Origin of the sequence: Sphingobium sp. B10D7B, assembly GCF_025961955.1 — a bacterium.
In the GTDB taxonomy this organism is placed as follows: Bacteria; Pseudomonadota; Alphaproteobacteria; order Sphingomonadales; family Sphingomonadaceae; genus Sphingobium.
This window is the reverse complement of record NZ_JAOQOQ010000001.1, coordinates 1,879,160-1,902,783: the sequence shown is the minus strand read 5'-3', so window position 1 is coordinate 1,902,783 and position 23,624 is coordinate 1,879,160. Positions and strand designations below refer to the sequence as shown.

General features: G+C 65.2%; 17 protein-coding genes. 8 read left to right on the top strand and 9 right to left on the bottom strand.

The window, feature by feature from the left end:
* Window positions 1-57 precede the first annotated feature (57 nt).
* The gene (locus M2331_RS09020; protein ID WP_264592446.1) at window positions 58-2,538 is read left to right on the top strand and encodes a putative bifunctional diguanylate cyclase/phosphodiesterase; all 2,481 of its coding nucleotides are present in this window, start codon (window positions 58-60) and stop codon (window positions 2,536-2,538) included.
* Here M2331_RS09020 and M2331_RS09015 read toward each other — a convergent pair.
* From M2331_RS09015 to M2331_RS09005, 3 genes are read right to left on the bottom strand one after another with little or no spacing between them, the layout of a single operon-like run.
* Window positions 2,511-3,938 (bottom strand): efflux transporter outer membrane subunit, encoded by a 1,428-nt coding sequence (locus tag M2331_RS09015; RefSeq protein WP_181559968.1) that lies wholly within the window; start codon window positions 3,936-3,938, stop codon window positions 2,511-2,513. The two genes, M2331_RS09020 and M2331_RS09015, sit on opposite strands and share 28 nt — an antisense overlap.
* A 1-nt stretch (window position 3,939) precedes the next feature.
* Window positions 3,940-7,089, bottom strand: a complete 3,150-nt coding sequence (locus M2331_RS09010) for an efflux RND transporter permease subunit (protein ID WP_181559967.1) — start codon at window positions 7,087-7,089, stop codon at window positions 3,940-3,942.
* A gap of 16 nt (window positions 7,090-7,105) precedes the next feature.
* A complete protein-coding gene (locus M2331_RS09005) occupies window positions 7,106-8,152 on the bottom strand; it encodes an efflux RND transporter periplasmic adaptor subunit (protein ID WP_264592345.1) in 1,047 nt (348 codons plus the stop codon).
* 271 nt (window positions 8,153-8,423) lie between these two features.
* On the opposite strand from M2331_RS09005, the gene M2331_RS09000 reads away from it, so the two are divergent.
* Window positions 8,424-9,125 carry a response regulator transcription factor gene (locus M2331_RS09000; RefSeq protein ID WP_181559966.1) on the top strand — a complete coding sequence of 234 codons (702 nt, stop codon included), beginning with the start codon at window positions 8,424-8,426 and terminating at the stop codon, window positions 9,123-9,125.
* Window positions 9,122-10,228, top strand: a complete 1,107-nt coding sequence (locus M2331_RS08995) for an ATP-binding protein (RefSeq protein WP_181559965.1) — start codon at window positions 9,122-9,124, stop codon at window positions 10,226-10,228. Before M2331_RS09000 ends, M2331_RS08995 begins: the two co-directional genes overlap by 4 nt.
* Before the next feature lie 9 nt (window positions 10,229-10,237).
* Here the strand turns inward: M2331_RS08995 and ybaK are convergent, their stop codons facing one another.
* Window positions 10,238-10,711 (bottom strand): Cys-tRNA(Pro) deacylase, encoded by a 474-nt coding sequence (gene ybaK, locus M2331_RS08990; protein ID WP_181559964.1) that lies wholly within the window; start codon window positions 10,709-10,711, stop codon window positions 10,238-10,240.
* Between the two features lie 180 nt (window positions 10,712-10,891).
* Between ybaK and M2331_RS08985 the strand changes: the two genes are divergently transcribed.
* Complete coding sequence (locus M2331_RS08985; RefSeq protein WP_181559963.1) at window positions 10,892-12,232, top strand: HD-GYP domain-containing protein; 1,341 nt, start codon at window positions 10,892-10,894, stop codon at window positions 12,230-12,232.
* An 18-nt stretch (window positions 12,233-12,250) separates the two neighbouring features.
* On the opposite strand, the gene M2331_RS08980 is transcribed toward M2331_RS08985, so the two are convergent.
* Window positions 12,251-13,168 (bottom strand): ketopantoate reductase family protein, encoded by a 918-nt coding sequence (locus tag M2331_RS08980; RefSeq protein WP_264592344.1) that lies wholly within the window; start codon window positions 13,166-13,168, stop codon window positions 12,251-12,253.
* A 161-nt stretch (window positions 13,169-13,329) separates the two neighbouring features.
* Between M2331_RS08980 and M2331_RS08975 the strand changes: the two genes are divergently transcribed.
* A complete protein-coding gene (locus M2331_RS08975) occupies window positions 13,330-14,214 on the top strand; it encodes an SDR family oxidoreductase (protein ID WP_181559961.1) in 885 nt (294 codons plus the stop codon).
* 19 nt (window positions 14,215-14,233) lie between these two features.
* On the opposite strand, the gene M2331_RS08970 is transcribed toward M2331_RS08975, so the two are convergent.
* Window positions 14,234-14,659: an SRPBCC family protein gene (locus M2331_RS08970; RefSeq protein ID WP_220128537.1), complete on the bottom strand. Its 426-nt coding sequence runs from the start codon at window positions 14,657-14,659 to the stop codon at window positions 14,234-14,236.
* A gap of 209 nt (window positions 14,660-14,868) precedes the next feature.
* On the opposite strand from M2331_RS08970, the gene M2331_RS08965 reads away from it, so the two are divergent.
* Entirely contained in the window at window positions 14,869-16,341 is a 1,473-nt protein-coding gene (locus M2331_RS08965) for an aldehyde dehydrogenase (RefSeq protein ID WP_181559960.1), read from the top strand.
* Between the two features lie 178 nt (window positions 16,342-16,519).
* Here the strand turns inward: M2331_RS08965 and M2331_RS08960 are convergent, their stop codons facing one another.
* Both M2331_RS08960 and M2331_RS08955 read right to left on the bottom strand, forming a co-directional pair.
* Window positions 16,520-17,059, bottom strand: coding sequence for a PEPxxWA-CTERM sorting domain-containing protein (locus M2331_RS08960; RefSeq protein ID WP_181559959.1), 540 nt, complete (start codon window positions 17,057-17,059; stop codon window positions 16,520-16,522).
* 97 nt (window positions 17,060-17,156) lie between these two features.
* Window positions 17,157-19,166, bottom strand: a complete 2,010-nt coding sequence (locus M2331_RS08955; protein WP_319800985.1) for a S9 family peptidase — start codon at window positions 19,164-19,166, stop codon at window positions 17,157-17,159.
* 265 nt (window positions 19,167-19,431) lie between these two features.
* Here M2331_RS08955 and M2331_RS08950 point away from each other — a divergent pair, with 265 nt between their 5' ends.
* Window positions 19,432-20,424 carry a bile acid:sodium symporter family protein gene (locus M2331_RS08950; protein WP_264592343.1) on the top strand — a complete coding sequence of 331 codons (993 nt, stop codon included), beginning with the start codon at window positions 19,432-19,434 and terminating at the stop codon, window positions 20,422-20,424.
* A 4-nt stretch (window positions 20,425-20,428) separates the two neighbouring features.
* Here the strand turns inward: M2331_RS08950 and M2331_RS08945 are convergent, their stop codons facing one another.
* Window positions 20,429-21,397: a helix-turn-helix domain-containing protein gene (locus tag M2331_RS08945; protein ID WP_181559957.1), complete on the bottom strand. Its 969-nt coding sequence runs from the start codon at window positions 21,395-21,397 to the stop codon at window positions 20,429-20,431.
* A 122-nt stretch (window positions 21,398-21,519) separates the two neighbouring features.
* On the opposite strand from M2331_RS08945, the gene M2331_RS08940 reads away from it, so the two are divergent.
* Window positions 21,520-23,547 (top strand): TonB-dependent receptor domain-containing protein, encoded by a 2,028-nt coding sequence (locus M2331_RS08940; protein ID WP_181559956.1) that lies wholly within the window; start codon window positions 21,520-21,522, stop codon window positions 23,545-23,547.
* Window positions 23,548-23,624 lie beyond the last annotated feature (77 nt).

The following is a 23,624-nucleotide window of genomic DNA, read 5'->3' as shown; positions in this document are numbered from 1 at the left end:
GTTTTACTAACCTTTGAACGCTTAGCACTCTCCTAAACTCAGAGACGATTGGACGGCGTGGAGAGCTTTTACCATCTGGTCGTGGTTGATCAGCAGATTCGGGGCATGCTGATCATTGTGGCGATTTGCGGGTCTGGCATTTTAACAGCCACGGCCATTCTCGGTCATACGTTCAACATGAAATCGCAGAGCATACGTTGGGCCTGGCTTGTGATGGCGGGGCTGGTGACAGGCGTTTCCTTTTCAGCGATCCTGCTGACAGGGGTTGCGGCCTTGGGTGCGCGTGCCGGAACGACTACCGGGCCTGACATGGATCGTATCATCGTCGAAGGCGTGGCCAGTCTGCTCTTCATGACCGCCCTTGTTCTGGCCTGGCGTGGATTGATGGGTGGAAGTGCGGCATCGGCGGATGACGGCCTGCTTGCCGAGGCACTCGATGAGCTTGCCCATGTGCAAGCGCATCATCGCGCCTATGTCGAGCTCAATCCCCAGATCGCCTGGATGGCCGATGCGGAGGGACGCATCACCGAAATTGGCCCGCTTTGGGCTGAACAGGTGGGCCTCGATCTAGAGGCTGGGCTGGGATATGGATGGACGCAGGCCGTTCATCCTGATGACCTTCCGACCGTTCAGGCCTTATGGGCAGACGTTGTCAAAAATCAGTCGGATGCCGCCGATGTCCGCTATCGCATCCGCATGGCGAACGGGATGTACCGCTGGTACCGGGCGCGGGCGCGGCCTCACCGGGGTGAAGATGGCAAAGTCCTCGCCTGGTATGGCACGCTGGAAGACATTCACGACCATGTGATCGCCGAAACCGCGCTCAGGCAGAGCGAGGAGCGCTACCGCCTGGCTGCGGAAGCTGGGAACGACGTGATATGGGACTGCTCCCTGCCCACGGGCATCACGACTTGGAGCGGGGCGTACAAAAAAGTTCTGGGCTATCCGGAACTGGATCAGGCCACGCATTTCGATTGGTGGATCGAGCGTATTCACCCCGATGACCGGGAGCGGGTCCTCGCGAACCAGAGGCGGGCCCTGGAGAGTGGCCAGAAGTTCTGGCTCGAGGAGTTTCGGTTTCGCACGGCCAAAGGGACGTTCATCGATACCAAGGCGCGAAGTGTCATCGTGCGCGGCGACAAGGGCGTAGCAGTCCGGCTTGTCGGGTCGATACTGGATATCACCAAGCAGAAGCAGGCGCAGGCCGAGCTGAATTGGGCTGCGTATCACGACCATCTCACAAGGCTTCCGAACCGGGCGCTCTTCGGCGTTCGCATCCAGGCCGCGATCGACGCGGCATGTGACTCCGGAGATCCGGTGGCGCTCATGATCCTGGATCTCAATGGGTTCAAGGAAATGAACGATTCGCTTGGGCATGCCGCAGGCGACCGGGTGTTGGTAGAGGTCGCTCGGCGCCTGTCCTCCTGTATCCCCGAAGGGGCGACAGCGGCTCGGCTGGGCGGCGATGAATTTGCGATCATCTTGCCTGGCCTGTCTGCGGCGGACGCATATCGCCCGGTAGCGGACGCCTTGAAGCGCTGCTTTGAAGTGCCGGTGCAGATCGAAGAACTGCGCATTCCGGTTAGCTTTTCCGTCGGTGTCGCTGTCTGGCCGCGCGATGGCTTTGAGCCCGGGGACCTCCTGATCGCGGCTGACCTTGCTCTCTATGCAGCCAAGGCCGACATGCCCGGCTCCGTCCGGGAGTTCTCCCCGTCCCTCAAGGTAGCATCCGAGAGGCGAACCCGCATGCTCGTCATGGCGCGCGCAGGGTTGGACGAGGACCGCATCGTGCCGTTCTACCAACCCAAGGTGAACCTCCAGACTGGGCAGATCGACGGCTGGGAAGCGCTGTTGCGGGTGGCCGAGAACGGCCAGGTTCTGCCGCCTGCGGCCATCGAAGCGGCGTTCTCGGATGCCGAAATGTCGGTGCGGCTGACCGACCGGATGATCTGCGGCATCTTTGCGGACATCGCGCGCTGGCGGGCCGATGGGCTGGAACCGGGGCGGATCGCGGTCAACGTGTCTGCGGGCGATTTTCGCGCGCCGAGTTTGCCGGCCCGTCTGGAGGATGCCGCCCGGACCCATCGCCAGGGTCTTGCCCAGATCGACATCGAAGTGACGGAGACTGTGCTCATCGGGCAATTGGGGCCAGAAGTCGCGCGGATGCTCGAGGAGCTGCGCGGCCTTGGCGTGATGGTTGCGCTGGATGATTTTGGCACGGGCTACGCTTCGCTCAGCCATCTCCAGCAATTTCCCGTCGACGTAATCAAGATCGACAAGTCGTTCATCGACCGGATCGAGGACAGCACCCCCGGCGCGACGGCGGTTATCGACGCCGTGTTGCAGATGGCCCGGCGCTTGGGGATGCAGACGGTCGCGGAAGGCGTCGAAACCGTCGCGCAAGCCCGCTATCTCCGCGCGCGGGGCTGCACGCTGGGGCAGGGCTTTTTGTTCAGCAAGCCGGTTCCGGCGTCGCAGGTGCCGTCACTGCTGCGCGGGAAAGCCTATGGTCACTGGGAGTTCGGCGGCGTCGGCTGACCAGCAGTCGCCGCGGTCGGCTCATCGCCCCCGCCCAGTGCACGGTAGAGGCCGGCGGCACTGGAAAGCTCCTGACGCCGCAATTCCAGCAGCGCGAGCCGCGCAGCATATTCGCTGCGCTGCGCATCGAGCAGTTCCAGCCGCGCATCGACCCCGGCCTGATAGCGCAGGCGGGAAAGCTCGGCGCGCCGCGCGGCCGACTGGGCCACGCCACGCTGGGCTTCGATCTGACGGGTATAGGTCTCCCGCCCGGCCAACCCGTCTGCGACCTCGCGGAACGCAGATTGAATAGCCTTTTCGTAATTGGCGATCGCGATCGACTTGCGAACCTTCGCCAGATCGAGCTGGCCCTGCAAACTGCCGCCGTTGAAGATCGACTGGGTGATCTGCGGCGTGAACGACCAGCTGCGGTTTGCGCTATCGAACAGGCTGTCCAGCGCCATGCTGGTGAAGCCGAACAGACCTGTGAGCGAAATGCGCGGGAAGAAGGCGGCGCGGGCGGCGCCGACATCGGCATTGGAGGCGACCAGCTCATGCTCGGCCTGACGGATGTCCGGCCGGCTGGCGAGCAGGGCGGAGGGCAGGCCGACCGGCAGCTGGGTGCGGATCGGCTGGTCCATGAGCGCGATGGGGGCGGGCAGGTCGGCGGGCAGGGGCGCCCCGACCAGCAATTGCAGCGCGTTGCGCGCCTCGGCCAGCATCCGCGTGCGCATCGCTTGATCGGCCTGGGCCTGACTGACCTGGCCCTCCGCCTGCGCAACATCGAGCCCGCTGACCTGCCGCGCCTGCTGGAGACGGCGAGTGATCGCGAGCGAATCCTGCCAGTCGCCCAGCGTGCGGTCGGTGAGGGCAAGCTGCTCCTCGGCGAGCCGTTCGGCCAGATAGGCATCGACGATCGACCCGATCAGCGCGATGCGCGCGGCGCGGCGGCCTTCGTCGGTGGCGAGATAGCGCTCGAAGGCGGCCTCGCTCTGCGAGCGGAGGCGGCCGAACAGATCGATCTCAAAGCTGGTCAGTGCGGCATTGGCGGAGAACTGGCTGAACTCCGCCCCAGCGCCGGTTTGTGAGGCGGCCGCCGAGACGCGCTGCCGGGAATAAGCGGCGCTGGCATCCAGCGTCGGCAATTGCGCGCCCCTGGCGACGCGGAACTGCGCGCGGGCAGCCTCGACGTTGAGCGTGGCGACGCGCAGATCGCGGTTGTTCTCCAGCGCCAGCTCGATGAGCCGCTGCAAGCGCGGATCGCCAAACATCTCGCGCCAGTCCAGTGCCGCGGCACTGGCTGCCTCTTCGGGAGAGGCGAGCGGGTAGACCGGCGCAACCGGGGCAGGCGGTGTCTCCAGCCGCGGGTTCATCGAGCAGGCGCTGGTCAGCAGCAGCGCTGCGAGGGCAAATTTACGCATCTCAATTCTCCGATGCGGGGTAGGCGGCGGGCGTCTGCGATGAACCATCGACATGCTTCTTGCGCTTTTGCCGCTCGACCAGCTTCATCACCACCACGAAGAAGACCGGGACGAAGAAGATCGCGAGAATGGTGGCACTGATCATGCCGCCGAAGACGCCCGTGCCGATGGCCCGCTGGGTTTCCTTGCTCGCACCGCCCGCCAGCATCAGCGGAACCACGCCGAGCGTGAAGGCGAAGCTGGTCATCAGGATCGGCCGCAAGCGCAGGCGCGCGGCGTGCAACGCGGCGTCGACCGCAGACATGCCGTTATCATAAGCGTGCTTGGCAAACTCCACGATCAGGATCGCGTTCTTGGCGCTGAGGCCGATGATCGTGATGAGGCCCACGTTGAAGAACACGTCGTTGGGCATGCTGCGCAGGGTGACCGCCAGCACGGCGCCGAGCACGCCGAGCGGCACGACCAGCATCACCGCCGCCGGGATTGCCCAGCTTTCGTACAGCGCGGCCAGCACCAGGAAGACGACCAGCATCGAGAGGCCCAGCAGAAGGATCGCCTGATTGCCAGCGAGCCTTTCCTGAAGCGACTGACCGGTCCATTCGATGGCGAAGCCGGGCGGCAGCTGGCTCGCAAGCCGCTCCATCTCCGCCATGGCCTCGCCGCTGGAGTGGCCGGGCGCGGGCTGGCCGGCAATGCGCATGGCGGGATAGCCATTATAACGCACCAGCTGCAGCGGCATGGTCTCCCAGCGCGGCGTGACCAGCTCCGAGAGCGGGACCGTGTTTCCGGCCGCGTTGCGGACATAGAGCTTGAGCACGTCCTCCAGGTTCATGCGGAAGGGGGCATCCGCCTGCACGATGACCTGCTGCATCCGGCCATTATTGGGGAAGTCGTTGACATAGGCCGAGCCCATGGCGCCGCTCAGCGTGGAGGTGATGGACTCGAAGGGCACGCCCATGGCCTGCGCCTTCTGGCGATCGATCACCATCTCGACGCTGGTACCCGGCATCAAGCCTTCCGGGTAGACACCGGCAAGGGCCGGGTTTTTCGCGGCCATGCCGAGCAGCTGGAACTGCGCGGCCATCAGGGCATCGAACCCACGGCCCGAGCGGTCCTCAAGGCGCGCGGAAAAGCCGCCGGTGGTGCCAAGGCCGTCGATGGACGGCGGGATGAGGCTCATCACGAGCCCTTCGCGCACGCCGGCACCGGTGGCCTGATTGGCTGCACCGGCCTCGCCAAATGCGGTCGCGCCGTCACGCTCGCTCCAGTCCTTGAGCATCGTGAAGCCGAGGCCGACATTGGCGCCCGCGCCGGAGAAGCCCCAGCCCAGCACCGAGATGGTGTCGGCAATGCCGGCGCGCTGCGCGGTGTGCCTTTCGAAGACTTCCAGCGCTTCCAGCGTCCGGCCGGACGTCGCGTCCGACGGGAGCTGGAAGACGGTCATGAAATAGCCCTGATCTTCATCGGGCAGGAACGAGGAAGGAAGGTTCGTATAGCCGACGATCATCAGCACTACGATGGCCGCGAAGCTCGCCATCATCCGCGCGCTGCGCTTCAGGGCGCGCGTCACCCAATTGTGGTAGCCGTGCGTCATCGTGTCGAACTTGCGGTCGAACCAGCCGAAGAAGCCCTTCTTGGTCTCATGGCCAGTGACCGGCTTGAGCAATGTCGCACAGAGCGCCGGCGTCAGGCTTAGGGCAAGGAAGGCCGAGAACAGGATGGAGACCGCCATGGAGATGGTGAACTGCCGGTAGATCGCGCCGACCGAGCCGCTGTAGAATGCCATTGGCACGAACACGGCGGTGAGGACGAGGCTGATGCCGATGATCGCACCCGTAATCTCGCCCATGGCCTTGCGCGTCGCTTCCTTGGGCGGCAGCCCTTCCTCGGCCATGATGCGCTCGACATTCTCGACCACGACGATGGCATCGTCGACGATGATGCCGATGGCGAGGACCATGCCGAACATGGTCAGCACGTTCACGGAATAGCCGGCCAGCATCATCACCGCGCAGGTACCGAGCAGGGCGATCGGCGCGACGACGGCGGGAATGATGGTGTAGCGGAATTTCTGGAGGAAGACGAACATCACCAGGAAGACGAGCACCATGGCCTCGACCAGTGTCTCGATGACCTTCTCGATCGAGATCTTCACATAAGGCGCGGTGTCAAACGGAATGCGGTATGACATGCCATTGGGCATGGCCCTGGCGAGCTCGACCATGCGCTCATGCACGCGGGCGGAGGTGGAGACCGCATTGGCGCCGGGCGCGAGCTGGACGGCCATCAAGGCGACGGGCTTGCCATTGAGGCGAGTCTGGAACCAGTAGGACGCGGAACCAAGGTCGACGCGGGCGACATCGCCCAGCTTGAGGGCGGAGCCGTCGGTCCCGGCGCGCAGCACGATCTCGCGGAACTGCTCGGGGGTTTTCAGTTGGCCCTCGACGGTGATCGGAACCTTGACGCGCTGGCCTTCGGCAATCGGCTCGCCGCCCAGCACGCCGGGCGAAACCGGTGTGTTCTGCGCCGCAATCGCCGCCGTGATATCGCTCATCGCAATGTCGTAGGACGCCAGTTTTGCCGGATCGACCCAGATGCGCATCGCGCGCTCGGCGCCGAACAGCTGGACACGACCGACGCCGGGGAGACGCTTGAGCTCCTCGACTACATAGCGCGCTGCATAATCCGACAGTTCCTCGAGGTTCTGCTGGCCGTTAGACGATTCCAGGCTCACCAGATTGAGGAAGTTGCGATTGGCGGAATCGACCTGGATGCCGAGTTGGCGGACGATCTGCGGCAGGCGCGGCTCGGCGGCCTTGAGCCGGTTCTGCACGTCGACCTGCGCCAGTTCCGGATTGGTCCCCGGCTGGAAGGTCGCGGTGATCGTCGCCTGACCTGAGGTGTCCGTCGAGCTCTCGAAGTACAGCAGGTTGCGCACGCTTGAGAGTTCGCGCTCGATCAGGCTAACGACGCTGTCATTCAGCGTCTGCGGCGTGGCACCGGGATAGGTCGCGGTGATCTCGACGCTTGGCGGCGCGATGCTCGGGTAGCGCTCCAGCGACAGGCGCGGGATGGCGATGACGCCTGCAAGGATGATCGCGATGGCGACCACCCAGGCGAAAACGGGCCGATCGATGAAGAAACGGGGCATGGGTTCGCTTTCGTCTTCAGCGCGCGGCCGCGGGCGCGGCGGGCTTGGCGGCGGCGGCAGGGCGCCATGGCTTGGCCGAAACGGTGGCGCCGGGCTGGACCCGGTCCTGCCCTTCGACAATCACGGTTTCACCAGCCTTGATGCCCTGCGTGATCAGGACGTTTCCGTCGCGTACATCCCCGGTCTGCACCGGCCGCAGCTCGACCTTGCCGTCTTTCCCAACAATCCGGACGCTGGCCTGACCGGCGGGATCACGCAGCACGGCTTGCTGCGGCAGAGTCAGCGCATTGGGGAGGACCATGCGGGGCAGACGCGCGCGCACGAACATGCCGGGCAGCAGTGCCCGCGTGGGATTGGGCACCTCGACCCGGGCGATTACTTCGCCCGTGCCGGGATCGACGCTGATGCCGGAGAAGAGCAGGCGTCCGGTCTCCGCATAGGGCTTGCCCTCAGACGAGAGGATCTCCACGGGCGCGCCCTGGGCGGAATTGCCGGCACGCGCCGCCTCGCGCAGCGTTTCGAGGCGGGCGGCCGGCTGACGCACGTCCACATAGACGCGGTCAATCTGTTGGACGGTGGCGAGCGGTTCTGCTCCGCCGACTGCGGCGAGGGCGCCCTCGGTCACCATGGACTGGTCGATCCGGCCGCTGATCGGCGAGCGGATCGTGGCGAAACCGAGATCGACCTGCTGGCGCGCCAGCGTGGCGCGGCTCTGGGCGAGGTCGGCAGCGGCCTGATCGCGCGCGGCGACGGCATCGTCATAGGCCTGTCCGCTGATCGCATCGACCTTCACCAGCGGCGCCAGGCGCTCGGCCTGGATGCGGGCGCGGTTCAAAGCAGCCTGCGCGCGCTGCACGGCGGCCGCGGCGCTCTGCGTATCCGCCCGGAACGGGGTCGCATCGATCTGGAACAGGGGCTGGCCGGCCCGCACTTCGGAGCCCTGCTCGAACAGCCGGCGCTGGATGACGCCATTCACCTGCGGGCGGATTTCCGCCACACGGAAGGCCATCACCCGGCCCGGCAGTTCGTCCGCCACGTCGACACGCGAGGGGGAGACCTTCACGACCGATACCTCTGGCGGCGGAGGCGAGGATGGGGTCTCACCTCCTGAGCAGGCGGACAATACAAGCGCCATCGACGCGATAACGATATAGGCGCTGGAGCGCCTGGGGGGGCATTTTGTCATCATGTCCGACTCTTGATTTTTGCTTGTCCGCGCTGGCCCTTTGGGACTGGCTTGTCGAGGCAGTGTTGGTCAAGTGTAGAGAAATTGTGGAGGCAGGTGGCCCCCCGTTTGGAACTGCGGTAACGGCTTGCAGGCAGAAGGATATGCTATGGATGCCGAAAACGCGCTCGTGCTGGTCGCGGAAGACGAACCGGAAATCGCCGATGTCATCGCCGCCTATCTGGAACGGGAGGGCTTCCGGACGGTCCGTGCCGCAGATGGGCGGACCGCGCTGGAGCTGCACCTTGCCCTCAAGCCGGACCTCGTGATGCTCGATGTGCAGATGCCGCGGCTCAATGGCTGGGACGTTCTGGCCGAGTTGCGGCGTCGCGGCTCGACCCCGGTGATCATGCTGACTGCGCTCGATCAGGATATCGACAAACTGCAGGCGCTGCGCATCGGCGCGGACGATTATGTCGTCAAGCCGTTCAACGCGCTGGAGGTGGCCGCAAGGGCGCGCGCCGTGCTGCGCCGGTCGGGTGGCAGCCGGGGCTCCACCCTGCGGGTAGGGCCCATCGAAATCGATATGGATAGCCATCTGGCCAGCGTGATTGTCGGGGACGATCCGCAACGCGTGAGCCTGTCTCTCACCCTCACCGAGTTCCGCATTCTTGCGCACATGGCGCGCGCGCCCCGGCGGGCGTTCTCGCGTGGTGAACTGGTCGATGCCTGCCTGCCGGGCGGCGACGCGCTCGACCGGACGGTGGATACGCATTTGAGCAAGCTGCGGCGCAAGCTGGAGGACGCCGGCGCCCACGGCTTCATCAATAATGTGCGCGGCGTCGGCTTTCGCCTGGCAGATATTTCATGAAGAAGCCGGCAGGCGGTCTGGGGCGGCAGATCGTGTTGTCCACGGTGATCTCCACCGTCGCCTCGGTGCTGATCACGATCATCGGGCTCTATATCTTTTATGGCGTCATCATCCGTGTAGCGCCGCATATGCTGTTTCCGCTGACGGATGACTGGCGCCCGCACGGCATCGAATGGCTGCTCATCGGGCTGTTCTGCGTCGTCTCGACCGGAATCGCCGTGCTGGTGGCCACGCGACTGGCCCGGCGGATCGTTCAGCCGCTGGTTTCGGTTGCGCAGACCGCTCGGATCATTGCGGATGGCAATATCAAGGTCCGTGCGCGCAGCGATGATCGGGCGCCGACCGAGGCCACGATGCTGGTGGAGGACTTCAATCTGCTGGCCGACCGGCTGGAGCAGGCGGGGGAGGCCGTCCGCCGTTGGAACGCGACCATCGCGCATGAACTGCGCACCCCGGTGACGATCCTTTCCGGGCGTCTCCAGGGCCTCGCCGACGGGGTGTTTGCGCCCGATCCGCCGCTGCTGCGCTCGCTCGTCACGCAAGTGAATGCCCTGACCCGCTTGATCGAGGATCTACGCACGGTGAGCCTCATGGAAGGCGGCCGGCTGGACATGCGCTTCCAGCAGGTCGATCTCGCCGAAGAAATGGAGACGGTCGTCCGGCTGATGCAGCCCGAGCTGGAGACCGCGGGCTTCCGCATCGTCACCGTCTTCGATCGCGGCCTATGCTATGTCGATACCGCACGTATTCGACAGGCCCTGATGGCGCTGCTCGAGAATGCCCATCGCCATGCCGATCCCGGTCAATTGGCCGTGACGCTGCGCATCTCCTCGTCCAGCGTGCTCCTGAGCGTGACCGACGAGGGCCCCGGGATGACGGAGGAGTTCGCCCGCCATGCCTTCGATCCGTTCCGTCGCTATATGGAGCAGGGCGGAGCGGCGAAAGGCAGCGGTCTTGGCCTCTCCGTGGTGCGGGGCATTGCTGAGGCGCATGGCGGTGCGGCGACCTACCGCACGGTCAATGGGGGCTCCTGCTTCACCCTCACCCTGTCGCGATGGAAGCCGCGCGGCCCGTCGGCGCCCACGCAAGGCGATCTCGCGTGATCCTGTGCGTCAGGTGGTGATGGCCGCCACCGTCGCGCCGAGCGCGGCGACCGCCTGATCTGGCGCCAAGCATAGCTGCAGGCCGCGCTGGCCGCCATTCAGATAGATGTGCGGCTGGGCCAAAGCGCTCTCGTCGATCACCGCGCGGATGGGCTTCATCTGGCCGAAGGGGCTGATGCCGCCGACCTTATAGCCGCTCAGGCGCTCGGCATCGGCCGGCTTCATCATCGCAGCGCTCTTGGCGGACAGGGCCGCGGCGAACTTCTTCATCCCCACTTCGCTGCTCGCCGGGACGATGGCGCAGGCCGGCTTGCCATCCACCAGCGTCATGAGTGTCTTGAAGACGCGCTCTGGTGGCTCACCCAACGCCTCGGCGGCCTGCAAGCCGATATGGGCGGCAGCCGGATCATAATCGTAGAGATGGACGGTGAAGGCGATGCCGGCCTTGCTCAGCGCCCGAGTGGCGCGGGTTTCCTTTGCCATGCGCGCTGCGTGCTGCGTCCTGTTCACGATGTCAATGCAGCGCCGTTTCGTCCCTGGCCGTAAAAAGGCCGACAATCATGGTGCATGGACAAGGCGAACCATTAAATAACCATGGCTCTTAGCCGTTCAGTATCGTGCGGGCGCCATCGTCGTCGCTCGTACCTGACCGGCGGAGTCCAGATGCTCAAGAGAATCGATGTTGCTGACGTGAAACTCGGCATGTTCATTCACAAACTTGAAGGGCCGTGGCTCAAGCACCCGTTCTGGCGGACGAAATTCCTGCTGACCGACCCCCAGATACTCGCCGACCTGCGCGCCAGCGAGGTCGAGGGCGTGATGATCGACATCGACAAGGGCGATGATGTCGCGGGTGCGGGCGGTCCGCGTCCGTCGGCGACGACGCTGCGTCGACCGCTCGTGGCGGCGGGCTCGTCTGCGCCCTCCGGCGGTGTTGGCCTCGCCGAGCGGGTGCGCATGGAGCGGCTGCGCAAGCTGGTGCCGGAGCGCGCGAGCGGATCGAACGTCGTTCCGTTCAACCCACGCTCCACGACGGCCTTGAGCGTCGGTGCGGAGGTGGGCCATGCCAAGGCCGTCGTGGCGCGGTCCAATCGCGTGATGAGCGCCGTCTTCGAGCAGGCGCGGCTGGGCAAAGCGATCTCGCGCGGGCAGGTGGAGCCGGTGATCGAGGATCTGTTCGCCTCCGTGCAGCGCAATCCGCACGCCTTCAACGGCCTGATGCGCATCCGCCGCGAGAATAGTTCGCTCTATGCGCACGGCCTGGCGGTGAGCGCGCTGATGATCGCGTTGGGCCGCCAGATGGGCCTCGATGATGCTCGGGTGAAGGAAGCCGGGCTGGCCGGGCTGCTGATGGACGTGGGCATGGGCCATCTGCCCATTGACGTGGCGACGATCAGCGATGATCTGAGTGAGGGCGAGCGCAAGATCGTCGAGACGCATACCACGCTCGGCTATGAGTTCCTCCAGATGGGCGGCGAAATTGCCGAGGATGTCGCACTGGTCTGCCTTGAGCATCACGAGCGCTGCGATGGCTCCGGTTATCCCAACCAACTGACTGGCGAGAATATCAGCCTGTTTGGCCGCATGGCGGCGGTATGCGACGTCTATGACTCAATGACGTCCGACCGGCCGCATCGGCCACGGATCGACCCCAATGCCGCGCTCGGCCTGATGCGGGGCATGGAAGGCGAGCTGGATGACGAGATTCTCGATCACTTTATCGAGAGCGTGGGCGTCTACCCCATCGGCTCGGTGGTGCGCCTGAGCAACGGGCGCCTGGCGCTGGTGGTGGAGCAGAATGTCGGCGAATATACCACGCCGCGCGTCTGGAGCTTCTACGACATCGCCGCGCGCCGGGTGATCAAGCCGGAGGATATTGACCTGCGGCTGTGGAAAGGCCGCGTCGAGATCGCCTGCAGCGATGACGCTGCCGACTACGGCATCGACGATTTTCCGGCACTGCGAGAGATGGTCTTCAATGCGGCCTGCAAGGCGCTGCAATAAAAGATGTTATAGCTCGGATTATCGCCGGGCCATCTCCATCAACCGAACGAGATCGGCCATCGTCTGATTGCTGGGCGCGGGGACGCCGACCGCTTGGGCGCGATCGCAGATGGCGCCGTTGATGAAGTCGATCTCGCTGGCACGGCCGGCAATCATGTCCTGCAGCATGGAAGCCTTGTGACCGCGATGTTCGGCCAGGGCATGGTCGATGCTGGCGGTGATGCGAGCATGGTCGACCGTCACCCCATGGGCCTTGGCCGTGGCCACCACCTCGTCGACGATCGCTGCGATGATGCGGCGGCCGGGGGCGTTGTCCACGCCGGCATTGGGCTGGCCGGTGACGGCGCCGAGCGGGTTGAGCGCGGCGTTGAAGGCGACCTTTTCCCAGATCGCGACATCAATGTCCGTGCTGTAGCGCGCGTCGAAACCGGCGCGGGCGAGCAGGGCGGTCGCATCCTGCGCCGCTTGCGCGCCGGCCGGCGTCATCGCGCCCAACTCGGCATGGCCGGTGCCGTGGGATTCCACACCATTGAGGCCATGGAGGTCGGCAGGAAGTGCGGCGATCCCCTTGAGGATCTGGTCCTGAGGAAAACTTTCCGCCACAATCTCCGGATTGCCAAGACCATTCTGGAGCGTGAGCACATAGGTGCCGCTGGCCGCGAGATGCGCGATCGACTGGATCGCCGAGCGGCTGTGCATCCCCTTGGTGAAGAGCAGAGCGAGGTCGATGGGCGGCTGGGCATCGGCCGCAAGCCCGGCACGCAGCGAGATGGTGCGCGTGCCATTGTCGTCGGTGAGGTGGATGCCGTCGCGGTCGATCGCTTCGATGCGGGTCTTGTCGACATCGATGAGCAGGACGTCCGCGCCGCTCTCGGCAATACGTGCCGCGAACAGGCAGCCCATCGAACCCGCGCCGATCACCAAAATGGACTGCACCTGCGTCTCCTTATTCCATCGCTGCCCGGCAGCCTTCACGCGCCGCCCTGATGGCGTCCGGTCCGGCATGGGTCAAGCCGCTTGGCGCCGATCCTCCGGCGGGTTACCCTGTTTGCAATGCGTGACGTTCAAAGGCGCACGGACCATGAGGAGAGGCGGGCATGAAGAATTTTGCGGGCAAGGTTGCCTTCGTGACGGGCGGGGCAAGCGGCATTGGCCTTGGCATGGCGCGCACGTTTCTGGCCGAGGGCATGAAGCTCGTCATCGCCGATTACAATCAGGATCATCTCGACGCCGCCCGCGAGCTCATGACCGGTAACAATGCCACGCACTTCATCAAGGTGGACGTGACCGACCGGGCCGCCCTGCGCGCAGCGGCGCAGGAGGCGCTGGACGTGTTCGGCAGGATCCACCTGCTGGCCAACAATGCCGGCGTCGGCGGTGGCGGTGCGGCGGATGATCCTGACTTTGAGGACTGGGACCGGACCATCGGGATTAATCTGGGCGGGGTGGTCAACGGCTGCAAGATCATCGTGCCGATCATCAAGGCGCAGGGTGAGGGCGGCCATGTCATCAACACAGCCTCCATGGCCGGCATGGTGCCGCTGCCCGGCGCCGGCGCTTATGCCGCGAGCAAATATGCCGTGCGCGGCTACACCCAGACGCTCCGGCTCGATCTGGCGCCGCATGGCATTGGCGTGTCCTGCCTCTATCCGGGCGCCGTGCAGAGCGCGCTGATGCCGGTGCCGGAAGATGACAGCAGCGCGCCGCCGGGCGAGGAGGGTGTGTTCGTCAAGCGCTTCTGGGCCGCGATGCGCGCGGCCATGGACCCTCTGGAAATGGGCCGGCTGGTTGTCGAGGCGATCCGCGAAAACCGCCCGCACATCCTCACGCACAGCGAATTCCTGCCGGAAATGCGCGCGATGCATCAGGATCTGGAAACCGCTTTCGTGACCGGTCTGCCGGTGCCCGACGCACGCAGCAGTTTCGAGCGCTTCCGGCACGAGACGGTCGCGCGGCTCATGGCGATGAACGTGATCGACTGACCGCCACCCCTTGGGCAGATCAGCCTGCCTGATGCGCCTGTTTGGCGTGGCGCGCGAAATTGTCGAGGATCGCTTGCCAGCCGTCCCGCTGCAAATCGCGGCTATGTTCGTCCTCCGGCTCGAACTGCACCTGAACATGGGTGCCATTTTCTTCGGACGCGAACGTCACGCGGGCCGTGCGCTCCCCGAACGCATATTCAATCAGGCGCTCCGGTTCGATGCGGGTGTAGGTGCCCGCGAAATCGAAGCCGACGCTGCCATCCTTGGCTTCCATGCGCGAGGAGAATGCGCCGCCTTCACGCAAGTCGACGCTTGCCGCGGTCGTATGCCAGTCATCGGATGCCGCATTCCACTGCATGATGTCCTGCGGCGTCGTGTAGCACCGCCAGACATGATCGATGGGCGCTTCCACAAGCGCTTCGACGGTGATCATTTCGCTGGTCATGATGGCTGATCTCTCTTTGCCGGCAGGCGTTCGCCTTCCCATCGGTTCGCGATGCCTTTCCGCTCCTTCTTCGGCACGGCCGGGCGCCCTGTCAATGCAGCATGAGGCAGGGATCGATCCGGAAAGTGGCCATCGCATGCTTGCGCCTTCGCGCGCCAATCGCCAATTAAGGCGCCACGAAGAGGACGTTCGATCTTAGGAGATTCGGCATGGAAAATTTCAACAAGACGATCAAAGGCATAAAGGATCGCGGCGCGGCACAGCTGTTCATCGACGGTGAATGGCGCAAGAGCAGCGGCACCAATGAGTTGTCGGTGGTGACCCCGCATGACGAGGAAACCGTCCTCACCTATTTCGAGCCGACCACGGCGGACGTGGACGTCGCTGTCGCCGCCGCGCGCAAGGCTTTCGACACTGGCCCGTGGCCGCGCATGGCGCCGGCGGAGCGCGGCGTGTACCTCAAGAAGGTCTCCGACATTCTGATGGCGCGCATGCCCGAGCTGGCCGAGGCCTGGACGGGCCAGGTCGGCGCCGTGATCGGCTTCTCCAGCAAGGCCAGCTATCAGGTGCCCGGCCTGTTCAAATTCTATGGCGAGCTGTGCGACAGCTACAAGTTCGTCGATGAGCGCATCGGCTCGATGGGCGGCAACAAGGTGCGGGTGGTGAAGGAGCCGGTCGGCGTCGTCGCGGCGGTCACGCCGTGGAACGCGCCGCTGGTGCTGCTGGTCTACAAGGTCGCAGCCGCGCTGGCCGCCGGCTGCACCATGGTCTGCAAGCCTTCACCGGAAACGCCCATCGACGCGCACATCCTCGCTGAAGCGATCAAGGAAGCGGGCATCCCCGCCGGCGTGTTCAACATGCTGCCGGCCGGGCGCGAGGTGGGCGATCACCTCATCCGTCACCCGGGCATCGACAAGATCAGCTTCACCGGCTCGACCGCGGCGGGCAAGCACATTGCCGGCGTCGCATCCGAGCGTCTCGCCCGCGTCAGCCTGGAGCTGGGCGGAAAGTCGGCGGCGATGATTCTCGACGATGCCGATATGGACCATGTGCTCAAGAGCCTCGTGCCCTATTCCATGCCGATCACCGGGCAGGTCTGCTTCTCGCTGACCCGCGTACTTGTGCCCAAGAGCCGCAAGAGCGAGATCATCGACGCCTATACGAGCGCCGTTTCCAAGGTGAAGGTCGGCGATCCGTTCGAGGCCGATACCGGCATGGGCCCGCTCACCATGCAGCGCCAGCTTGAGCGCGTGCAGGGCTATATCGCCAAGGGCAAGGCCGAGGGCGCCAAGCTTGCGCTCGGCGGCGGTCGCCCGGCCGACCTCAACCGTGGCTTCTTCATCGAGCCGACGGTGTTCACCGATGTCGATCCGAGCATGACGATCTTCCAGGAGGAGATTTTCGGCCCGGTCGTCTCGTTCGTCGATTATGACAATGAGGCGGACATGATGGCCAAGGCCAATGACACCGTCTACGGTCTGCACGGCGCAATCTACACGCAGGATGCCGAGCGCGGCTTCGCCGTCTCGCGCGAATATCGCGCCGGGTCGGTGACGATCAACGGCATGATGGTGGACATCCACATGCCGTTCGGCGGCTTCAAGCAGTCCGGCCTTGGTCGCGATGGCGGCATCGAAGGTCTCGAAAACTACACCGAGACGAAGGCGGTTTACTTCGCCTGATGCAGTCCGGCGCCTGCCTGCGATCTACGCGGGCGGGCGCCACTTTGCGTTCTAACTGGGTAAAAATACGGTTGTGCTCCTGCGGAGGCAGGAGCCCAGGGCGATAGCGCGCTGTGGTTGGGCCCTGTGCTCCTGCCTTCGCAGGAGCACTAGTGGTGCTGTTCGGGAGGTTTGGTCCTCAGGCCCGCGCCAAGCTCAACGACATCTCCCGCCGCCGGATCATCGCACCCACCAGCGCCAGGCCTCCCATCATCATGGCCCAGCTTGCGGGTTCGGGGACGAAGGAGCCGAAGCGGATATCGGGGAAGGGTTCGGCCGGCCAGCTCTCATCCTGCCACATGTGCGCGCTGGTGATCGTCAGATCAGCGCGATCAAACACCTCGTAGCCGGACATGAAGACGCCGCCGCCCTGCGTGGCGTGAAACAGCCCATCGAAGGGATCAACCGTCTCCGGCCCGAACGAAAAGCCGATGTCCCAGCGCGTCACATGGCCGAACAGGGCGGAATAGGTGAAATCGCCGGGCATGGTGCCACCGCCATTACCGCCCACTGCGAGATCGCCGCTGGCGAAGAATGTCGTCTTGCCCAGATAGGTCGTGGTCTGCGCGACCTGATCGATCCGGTACACATCGGCAGTGCCGCTGATCTCGAATGGGGTAATGGCATGAGCGGGGAGAGACAGGGTGGCCAGAGCGGCCGCGAGCACAGGCTTCAACATGGAACGCCTCCCTAAAGGATGCGCCAGACTGTCTCATTTTCGAACATTCGCCTAGATCGCGGCAGGCCGGGCGGCACCGGCCTGCCTTTGTTTCGAGTTACTTCAGCGCATCGCTCAGGCCCGGCAGCATGCCTGCGCCGGCCAGCACCTTGGCGCTCGAGTCCTTCACCGTGGCACCGATCGGCTCTGCCCGCCCGCCGAGGCAGGCCGAGAGGAAGCTCTCGGTGATCGCGTTGAAGGCGATATTGTTCTGCGGCTTGGCGAAGCCGTGGCCCTCGTCCGGGTAGAGCACATAGGTGACGGGAATGTTATTGGCTTTCATCGCCTCGACGATCTGGTCGCTCTCCGCCTGCTTCACGCGCGGGTCGTTGGCGCCCTGGCCGATGAGCAGCGGCTTGCTGATCTGGCCCGCCTTGTGCAGCGGCGAGGCCGCCTTGAGCAGCGCCAGCCCCTCGGGCGTATTGGGATTGCCCATGCGCTGGTGAAATTGCTCGATGCCGGCGGTCCAATAGGGCGGGATGGTGTTCAGCAGCGTCTCCAGATTGGAGGGGCCGACGATATCGACGCCGCACGCGAAGGTGTCGGGCGTGAAGGCGAGGCCGGCGAGCGTCGCATAGCCGCCATAGCTGCCGCCCATGATCGCGACCTTGTCCTTGGCTGTGATGCCCTTGCTGACCGCCCAATCGACCGCGTCGATCAGGTCGTCATGCATCTTGAGGCCCCATTGCAGATTGCCCGCCGTGATGAAGCTTTTGCCAAAGCCTGTCGAACCGCGGAAATTGACCGACAGCACAGCATAGCCGCGATTGGCCAGCCATTGATGATAGCTGTTATAGCCAAAGCTGTCCCGCGCCCACGGCCCACCATGGACGAGCAGGACCATCGGCGCCGGCTTGTCCGGCACGCCGCCGCCATCTGCATCGCTGCCCGGCGGCAGGGTGAGATAGGAGACCAGAGTGAGGCCGTCGCGCGCAGGGATCTCCCGTGCATGCATGGGCACCAGCGGCGCGCCTTCCAGATCGGGACGGCTGACATAGAGCTTGGTGAGCTCGCCCTTCTTGCGGTCGTACAGCCAGGCCGCGGCCGGGGCCGTCACGGGATCGTTGTAGATCGTCCAGACGCTATCGTCGCGGGTGCGGGAGGTGACCTGGAAATCGCCCTTCAGTCGCTCGCGCAGCCATGCCAGCGACTGGCCGACATCCGGGTCGATCGCCGTCCACTCTGTGGTCAGATACTCCACCGAATATGCCTCGATCTCGCCGGTCACGGGATCGGCCATCGCGCCGCCGACATCGGCCTTGTCATTGGCGGCCAGCACCTGGCTCTTCCCCGTGGTGACGTCCTGCGCGATCAATGCTGCGGTGTCGCGGCCCCGGCTGTCCAGCCAGTAGAGCGTCTTGCCATCCGTGGTGAAGCCGGCGGGCTGGGTGGTCAGGGCATCTTCCAGCGTGGTGCGGGAGAGGGGCTTGTCTTCCACGACGTTGTTCGTGACCCGGAAGAAATCATAGCCACCCTCGGCATTGGGCCGCAGTGCCATGCGCAGCACGAGATTATTGTCGGCGAGGAAGCCGGCATAGCCATCGCCCCGGATGACCTCGGTCAGCGCCCCAGTCTTCAGGTTGAGGCTATAGACATCGTGCCAGCGCTCGTCGCGGTTGTTGATGCCGACGAGGATGCGGTCGCTGATCGTGGTAGAGGTGCCGACGATCATCACGCGCGTTTTCTCGAAGGGCGTGAGCAGTTTCTCGGCGCCGGTGGCGACATCGACCCCGTAAAGCAGGTAATTCTCATCGCCGCCCTTATCCTGCACATAGAGCAGCATGGCGGAATCGGCGGTCCAGTAATGCACGCCGATGGGCCGGTCCTTCTCGGCCGTCATCGGCTTGGCCTGATCGGGATGGTCGGCCGGGGCGACCCAGATGTTCATCACGCCATCGCGCGGGGCGAGCCAGGAGAGATATTTGCCATCCGGGCTCACCCGCAGCTGGGCGCGGTCTGGGTTGCCGAACAGGCGCTGCCGCTCGATGATCGGCGCATCCTGCGCGAAGCTCGCCGTCGCGGGCACGCCGCCGGCAGCCAGCATGAAACCAAGGGCAAATGTCGTCACGCAGGTCGGCCTCTTCATAAAGCATGTCTCTCGATGGGCCGGTCGTCCGTTGGGAAGGGGGAGCCGGCTGTTTCGGAATAGCGCGAGCATATCGAATGGTTCCGCGACGGGCTAGCCGGCTGAGGCTTTATGGATGGCGGGCCAAGGCGTGCGGCAGACGTCCGAGGGTTTTGCCGACTAGAATTTGTGCGCCATGAGCCTATGGGCTTTGCCGGGATGGCCCTAAGGGTGCCTGCCAGACATTCATCCGATTGGGGGATAGCAATTGAAAAAGACCGGTCGCCTTGCCTGGCTGAAGATCGACCGCTTCACGCTGATGCTGTTGGGCACGCTGTTGCTGGCGAGCTTTTTGCCGGCGCGCGGCAGTCTGGTGCCGGCGGTGGATCTGCTCGGCAAGGTGCTGGTGATTGCGCTGTTCTTCATTCACGGCGCGCGTCTGCCGCGCGAGGCGGTGGTCGGCGCCATCGGCCAATGGAAGCTGCAACTGCTCATTCTCGCGGCGACCTTCGCGCTGTTTCCGCTGATCGGCATCGCCCTCAAGCCGCTCTCCGGACCGGTCATCGAGCCGATGCTGTTTACCGGCATTCTCTTCCTGTGCTGCCTGCCGTCGACGGTGCAGTCGTCCATCGCGCTGACGTCGATCGCGCGGGGCAATGTGCCGGCGGCGGTGTGCGCGGCGGCTGCTTCCAATCTGGCCGGCGTGGTCTTTACGCCGCTGCTGACGGGACTGCTGCTGGCGAGCAGCGCGGCGATCAACATGGATGCGGTCTGGGCAATCGTGGGCCTGATCCTGATCCCCTTCGCCATCGGTCAGGCGCTGCACGGCTGGATCGGCGCCTGGCTGCTGCGCCACAAGATGCTGACCTCCTTCGTGGATCGCGGCGCCATATTGGTGATGGTCTATGGGGCATTCGGCAAGGCGGTGACCGGCGGCCTTTGGCAGGCGATCTCGGGCATCGACATCGCCATTCTGCTCGGCTTCTGCCTGCTCATTCTGGCCGTGATCGTCATCGTGCTGCGACTGGCGGCGCGGCTGACCGGCCTGGCGCGTCCTGACGAGGCATCTCTGGTGTTCTGCGGATCGGTCAAGTCGCTGGCGACGGGCGTGCCGATGGCGAATGTGCTTTTCCCGGCAGCCATGGCCGGCGCCGTCGTCCTGCCGGTAATGATGTTCCACATCGTCCAGCTGGTGACCGGCGCGTTCCTGGCGCGCGCCTATGAGCGCCGCGCGATTGCGGCGGCACCGAACGAGTCCTGACTGGTCAGTGAGTCAAAGGCCGGGCGAGGGCGCGCCATTGCCCGGGCGTCGTCTCGAACCGGCGCTTGAAGGCGCGGGCGAAATGGGCCGGGTCTTCGAAGCCGTTGGCAAAAGCGATCTGGGAGATCGAGGCGCCCGCCCAGCGTGCATCGCGCAGATCGTCGGCAGCGCGCTGCAGGCGGCGATTCCAGATTTGCCCGGTGATCGAGACGCCGAGCGCATCGCGCATTAGCTGATCGAGCCGGCGGCGGCTGATATGCTGCGCCTGCGCGATCTGTTCGGCGGTCAGGCCGGGGATCGAGAGATTGAGCTCGATGTAGTCGAGCGCCTTCTGCACGCGCCAGTGGACATTCTCCAGCTCCACCGCGAGGCCGGAGGTCGCGCCAAGGAGCTGGATGACGGCATTCATTGCCGCGTGCTGCTGCGCCTCTCGCAGGTCGCCCGCCACGCGCAGCAGGTGCAGCACGGTGTGAGCGAGCAGGGAGGTGCCGGCATCGCGCCCGGGAATGAGCGTCGCGACGAGATGCTCCATGTCGGGGAAGCGGCTCATGACCAGCGCGCGCGGCATCCGCAGCAGCAGCAGCTGGCTGTAATCCAGACCGCACAGGCGGAACGGGTAGCGCTCGTCGATAAAGCAGATGTCGCCCGGCGCCATCTCGCACTGGCGTTGCCGCTGGGTGGCAAGAGAGCTGCCTTCAGCCTGCAGCATCATGGTGAGAAACTGGTGGGATTCCGGGCTGCCGGTGGGCGCGTATGTCACCTCGGCCGGGGCGGAGGACACGGCGAACAGCGCGCCCGGGCCAACACGGCGATGCAGGATCGCTCCGATTGTGGGATTGGCCTCGATTGCCTGTACGCACAGGCCGGGAAAAACATTCGGCGCCGCGCCAGCCCATATGTCCGCGCGCTTGGCCCGATCAAAGCCGCTCAGGTCGACAACCGAGGATAGACCCTCGAGATTGACTGCTTCCATCTCCTCAACTCCAATCCTGTATTGAGACAGGTGCCGGGCCTTGTCAAAGCAAATGGTCAGACATCCCCGCTTATTTATCGCGGCGTTGCCAAGGCCGGGCCGATCCGGCATGGCCCAGCCCCATGATGACCCATTTCCGTTTCGTCGCGCTGCTCAGCGGCACCAGTCTGCTCCTCTCCATGCCCCTTCACGCGCAGGAAACCGGCCCGGATGTGGTGGTGCTGGGGCAGGGGCTTGCGCTGCCGCCGGGCACGCCGGCTTATGGATCGGTCACGCTCGAAAAGACGCGGCTGGCGGAAGACGCATCCGGCACCATCGAACATGCATTGGGCGATGTCGCCGGCTTCCAGCAGTTCCGCCGGTCGGATAGCCGCTCGGCCAACCCGTCGGCGCAGGGCGTCACGCTGCGCGCGCTGGGCGGCAATGCGACCAGCCGGGCGGTCGTGCTCCTCGATGGGGTGCCGCTGGCCGATCCCTTCTTCGGTTCCATCCCGTTCAATGCTTTGCCGCTCGACGGTATTGGCGCGGCGCGGATTACGCGGGGCGGCGGCGCGGGCAGTTTCGGGGCCGGCACGGTCGCCGGCAGCATCGAACTGTTCAGCGCCGACCGCACGCAATTGCCGGGCTACAGCGCGCGGGCGCTCTATGGCTCGCGCAATGCCCAGCAGATCGAGGCGAGCCTTAGTCCCGATCTGGGCAATGGCTTCGTCTCCATCTCCGGCAGCTATGCGCGCGGCGACGGTTTCTGGACGACGCCTGCGGACCAGCGCGTCGCGGCCAGCGTTCCGGCGGGCTACGAGACATGGGCGGTGAGCGCGCGGGGCGTTGCCGCCGTGGGCGAGACAAGTGAGATTCAGGCGCGGATCGGCCTTTTTCGCGATGACCGGACCTTGCGCTTCGCCGGGGCCGACAGCGCGCAGGAAGGGCAGGACGCCAGCCTCCGTTATGTCGGGCGCGGCGACTGGCAGGTCGAGGCGCTGGGCTATTTGCAACTGCGCAACTTCAGCAACATCGTGGTCAGCGCGACGAGCTTTCGCCCGACGCTGAACCAGCGCAACACTCCGTCGACAGGGCTCGGCGGCAAGCTGGAGGTGCGCCCGCCGGTGGGTGAGGATCATCTGCTGCGGATCGGCGCCGATAGCCGGTTCGCGAGCGCGGACATGTATGAGGAGGCGCTCAACGCCACGACCGGCGCCGCCACCGCGCGGCGTGAAGCCAGTGGCCGGCAGGTCACGAGCGGCATTTATATGGAGGATGACTGGTCGCTCGGGCGCCTCATCCTGACCGGCGGCGCGCGCCTCGACTATTGGCGGATCAGCGGTGGGCGCTTCACCGAGCGAACGCCGGCCTCCGGCGCAGTCAGGACGGTAACCTATGCCGACCGCGAGGATTGGGAGGGCAGCTTCCGCGCGGGGCTGATCTGGCAGGCAACGCCGGGCGTCGCTTTGCGTGCAGCAGGCTATACCAGCTTCCGCCTGCCGACGATCAACGAGCTGTATCGCGGCTTCACGGTGTTTCCGGTGACGACGCAGGCCAATGCCGATCTCGCCCCCGAGCGGCTGCGCGGTGTCGAGGCCGGGTTCGATCTGACCCCGGCGCCCGGCCTGACGCTCTCTGCCACCGCCTTCTACAATCATCTGGCCGATGCCGTCGCGAACGTGACGATCGGCACCAATCTGCGCCAGCGCCGCAATGTCGATGCGATTGTGGCGAAGGGCGTGGAAGTGAGCGGGACGATGACGCTCGGGGATTTCGATCTCTCGGCATCCTATGCCTATAATGACAGCCGCGTGGAGGCGAGCGGCGCGGCGGCTCAACTCGATGGCCTGCAACCGGCACAAAGCCCGCGCCATGGCGCCAGCGCCACGCTGGGCTGGCATGCGCCTGGCAATGCCCGGCTTGCGCTCACCGTCCGCCATGTCGGCCCGCAATATGAGGACGATCTGCAGGCCGACCGGATGCCCCCCGCGACGACACTCGACGGCTATGCCCGCGTGCCACTGACCGGCCGGATGGCGCTGGTCGGCCGGGTCGAGAACTTGTTCGATGAACGCGTGGTCACCCGGCAGGTGACCTCGGCCAATGGCGCCGTGAGCACAGACCTCGGCACGCCTCAGACCTTCTGGATCGGCATCCAGATCGCGGGATAGCACCTCCGTCGCGCTCGGATATTTGAGCGGCCTCTTGCGCAGCGGGGTCCTTGTCCGCATTCTGCCCCTCATTGGCA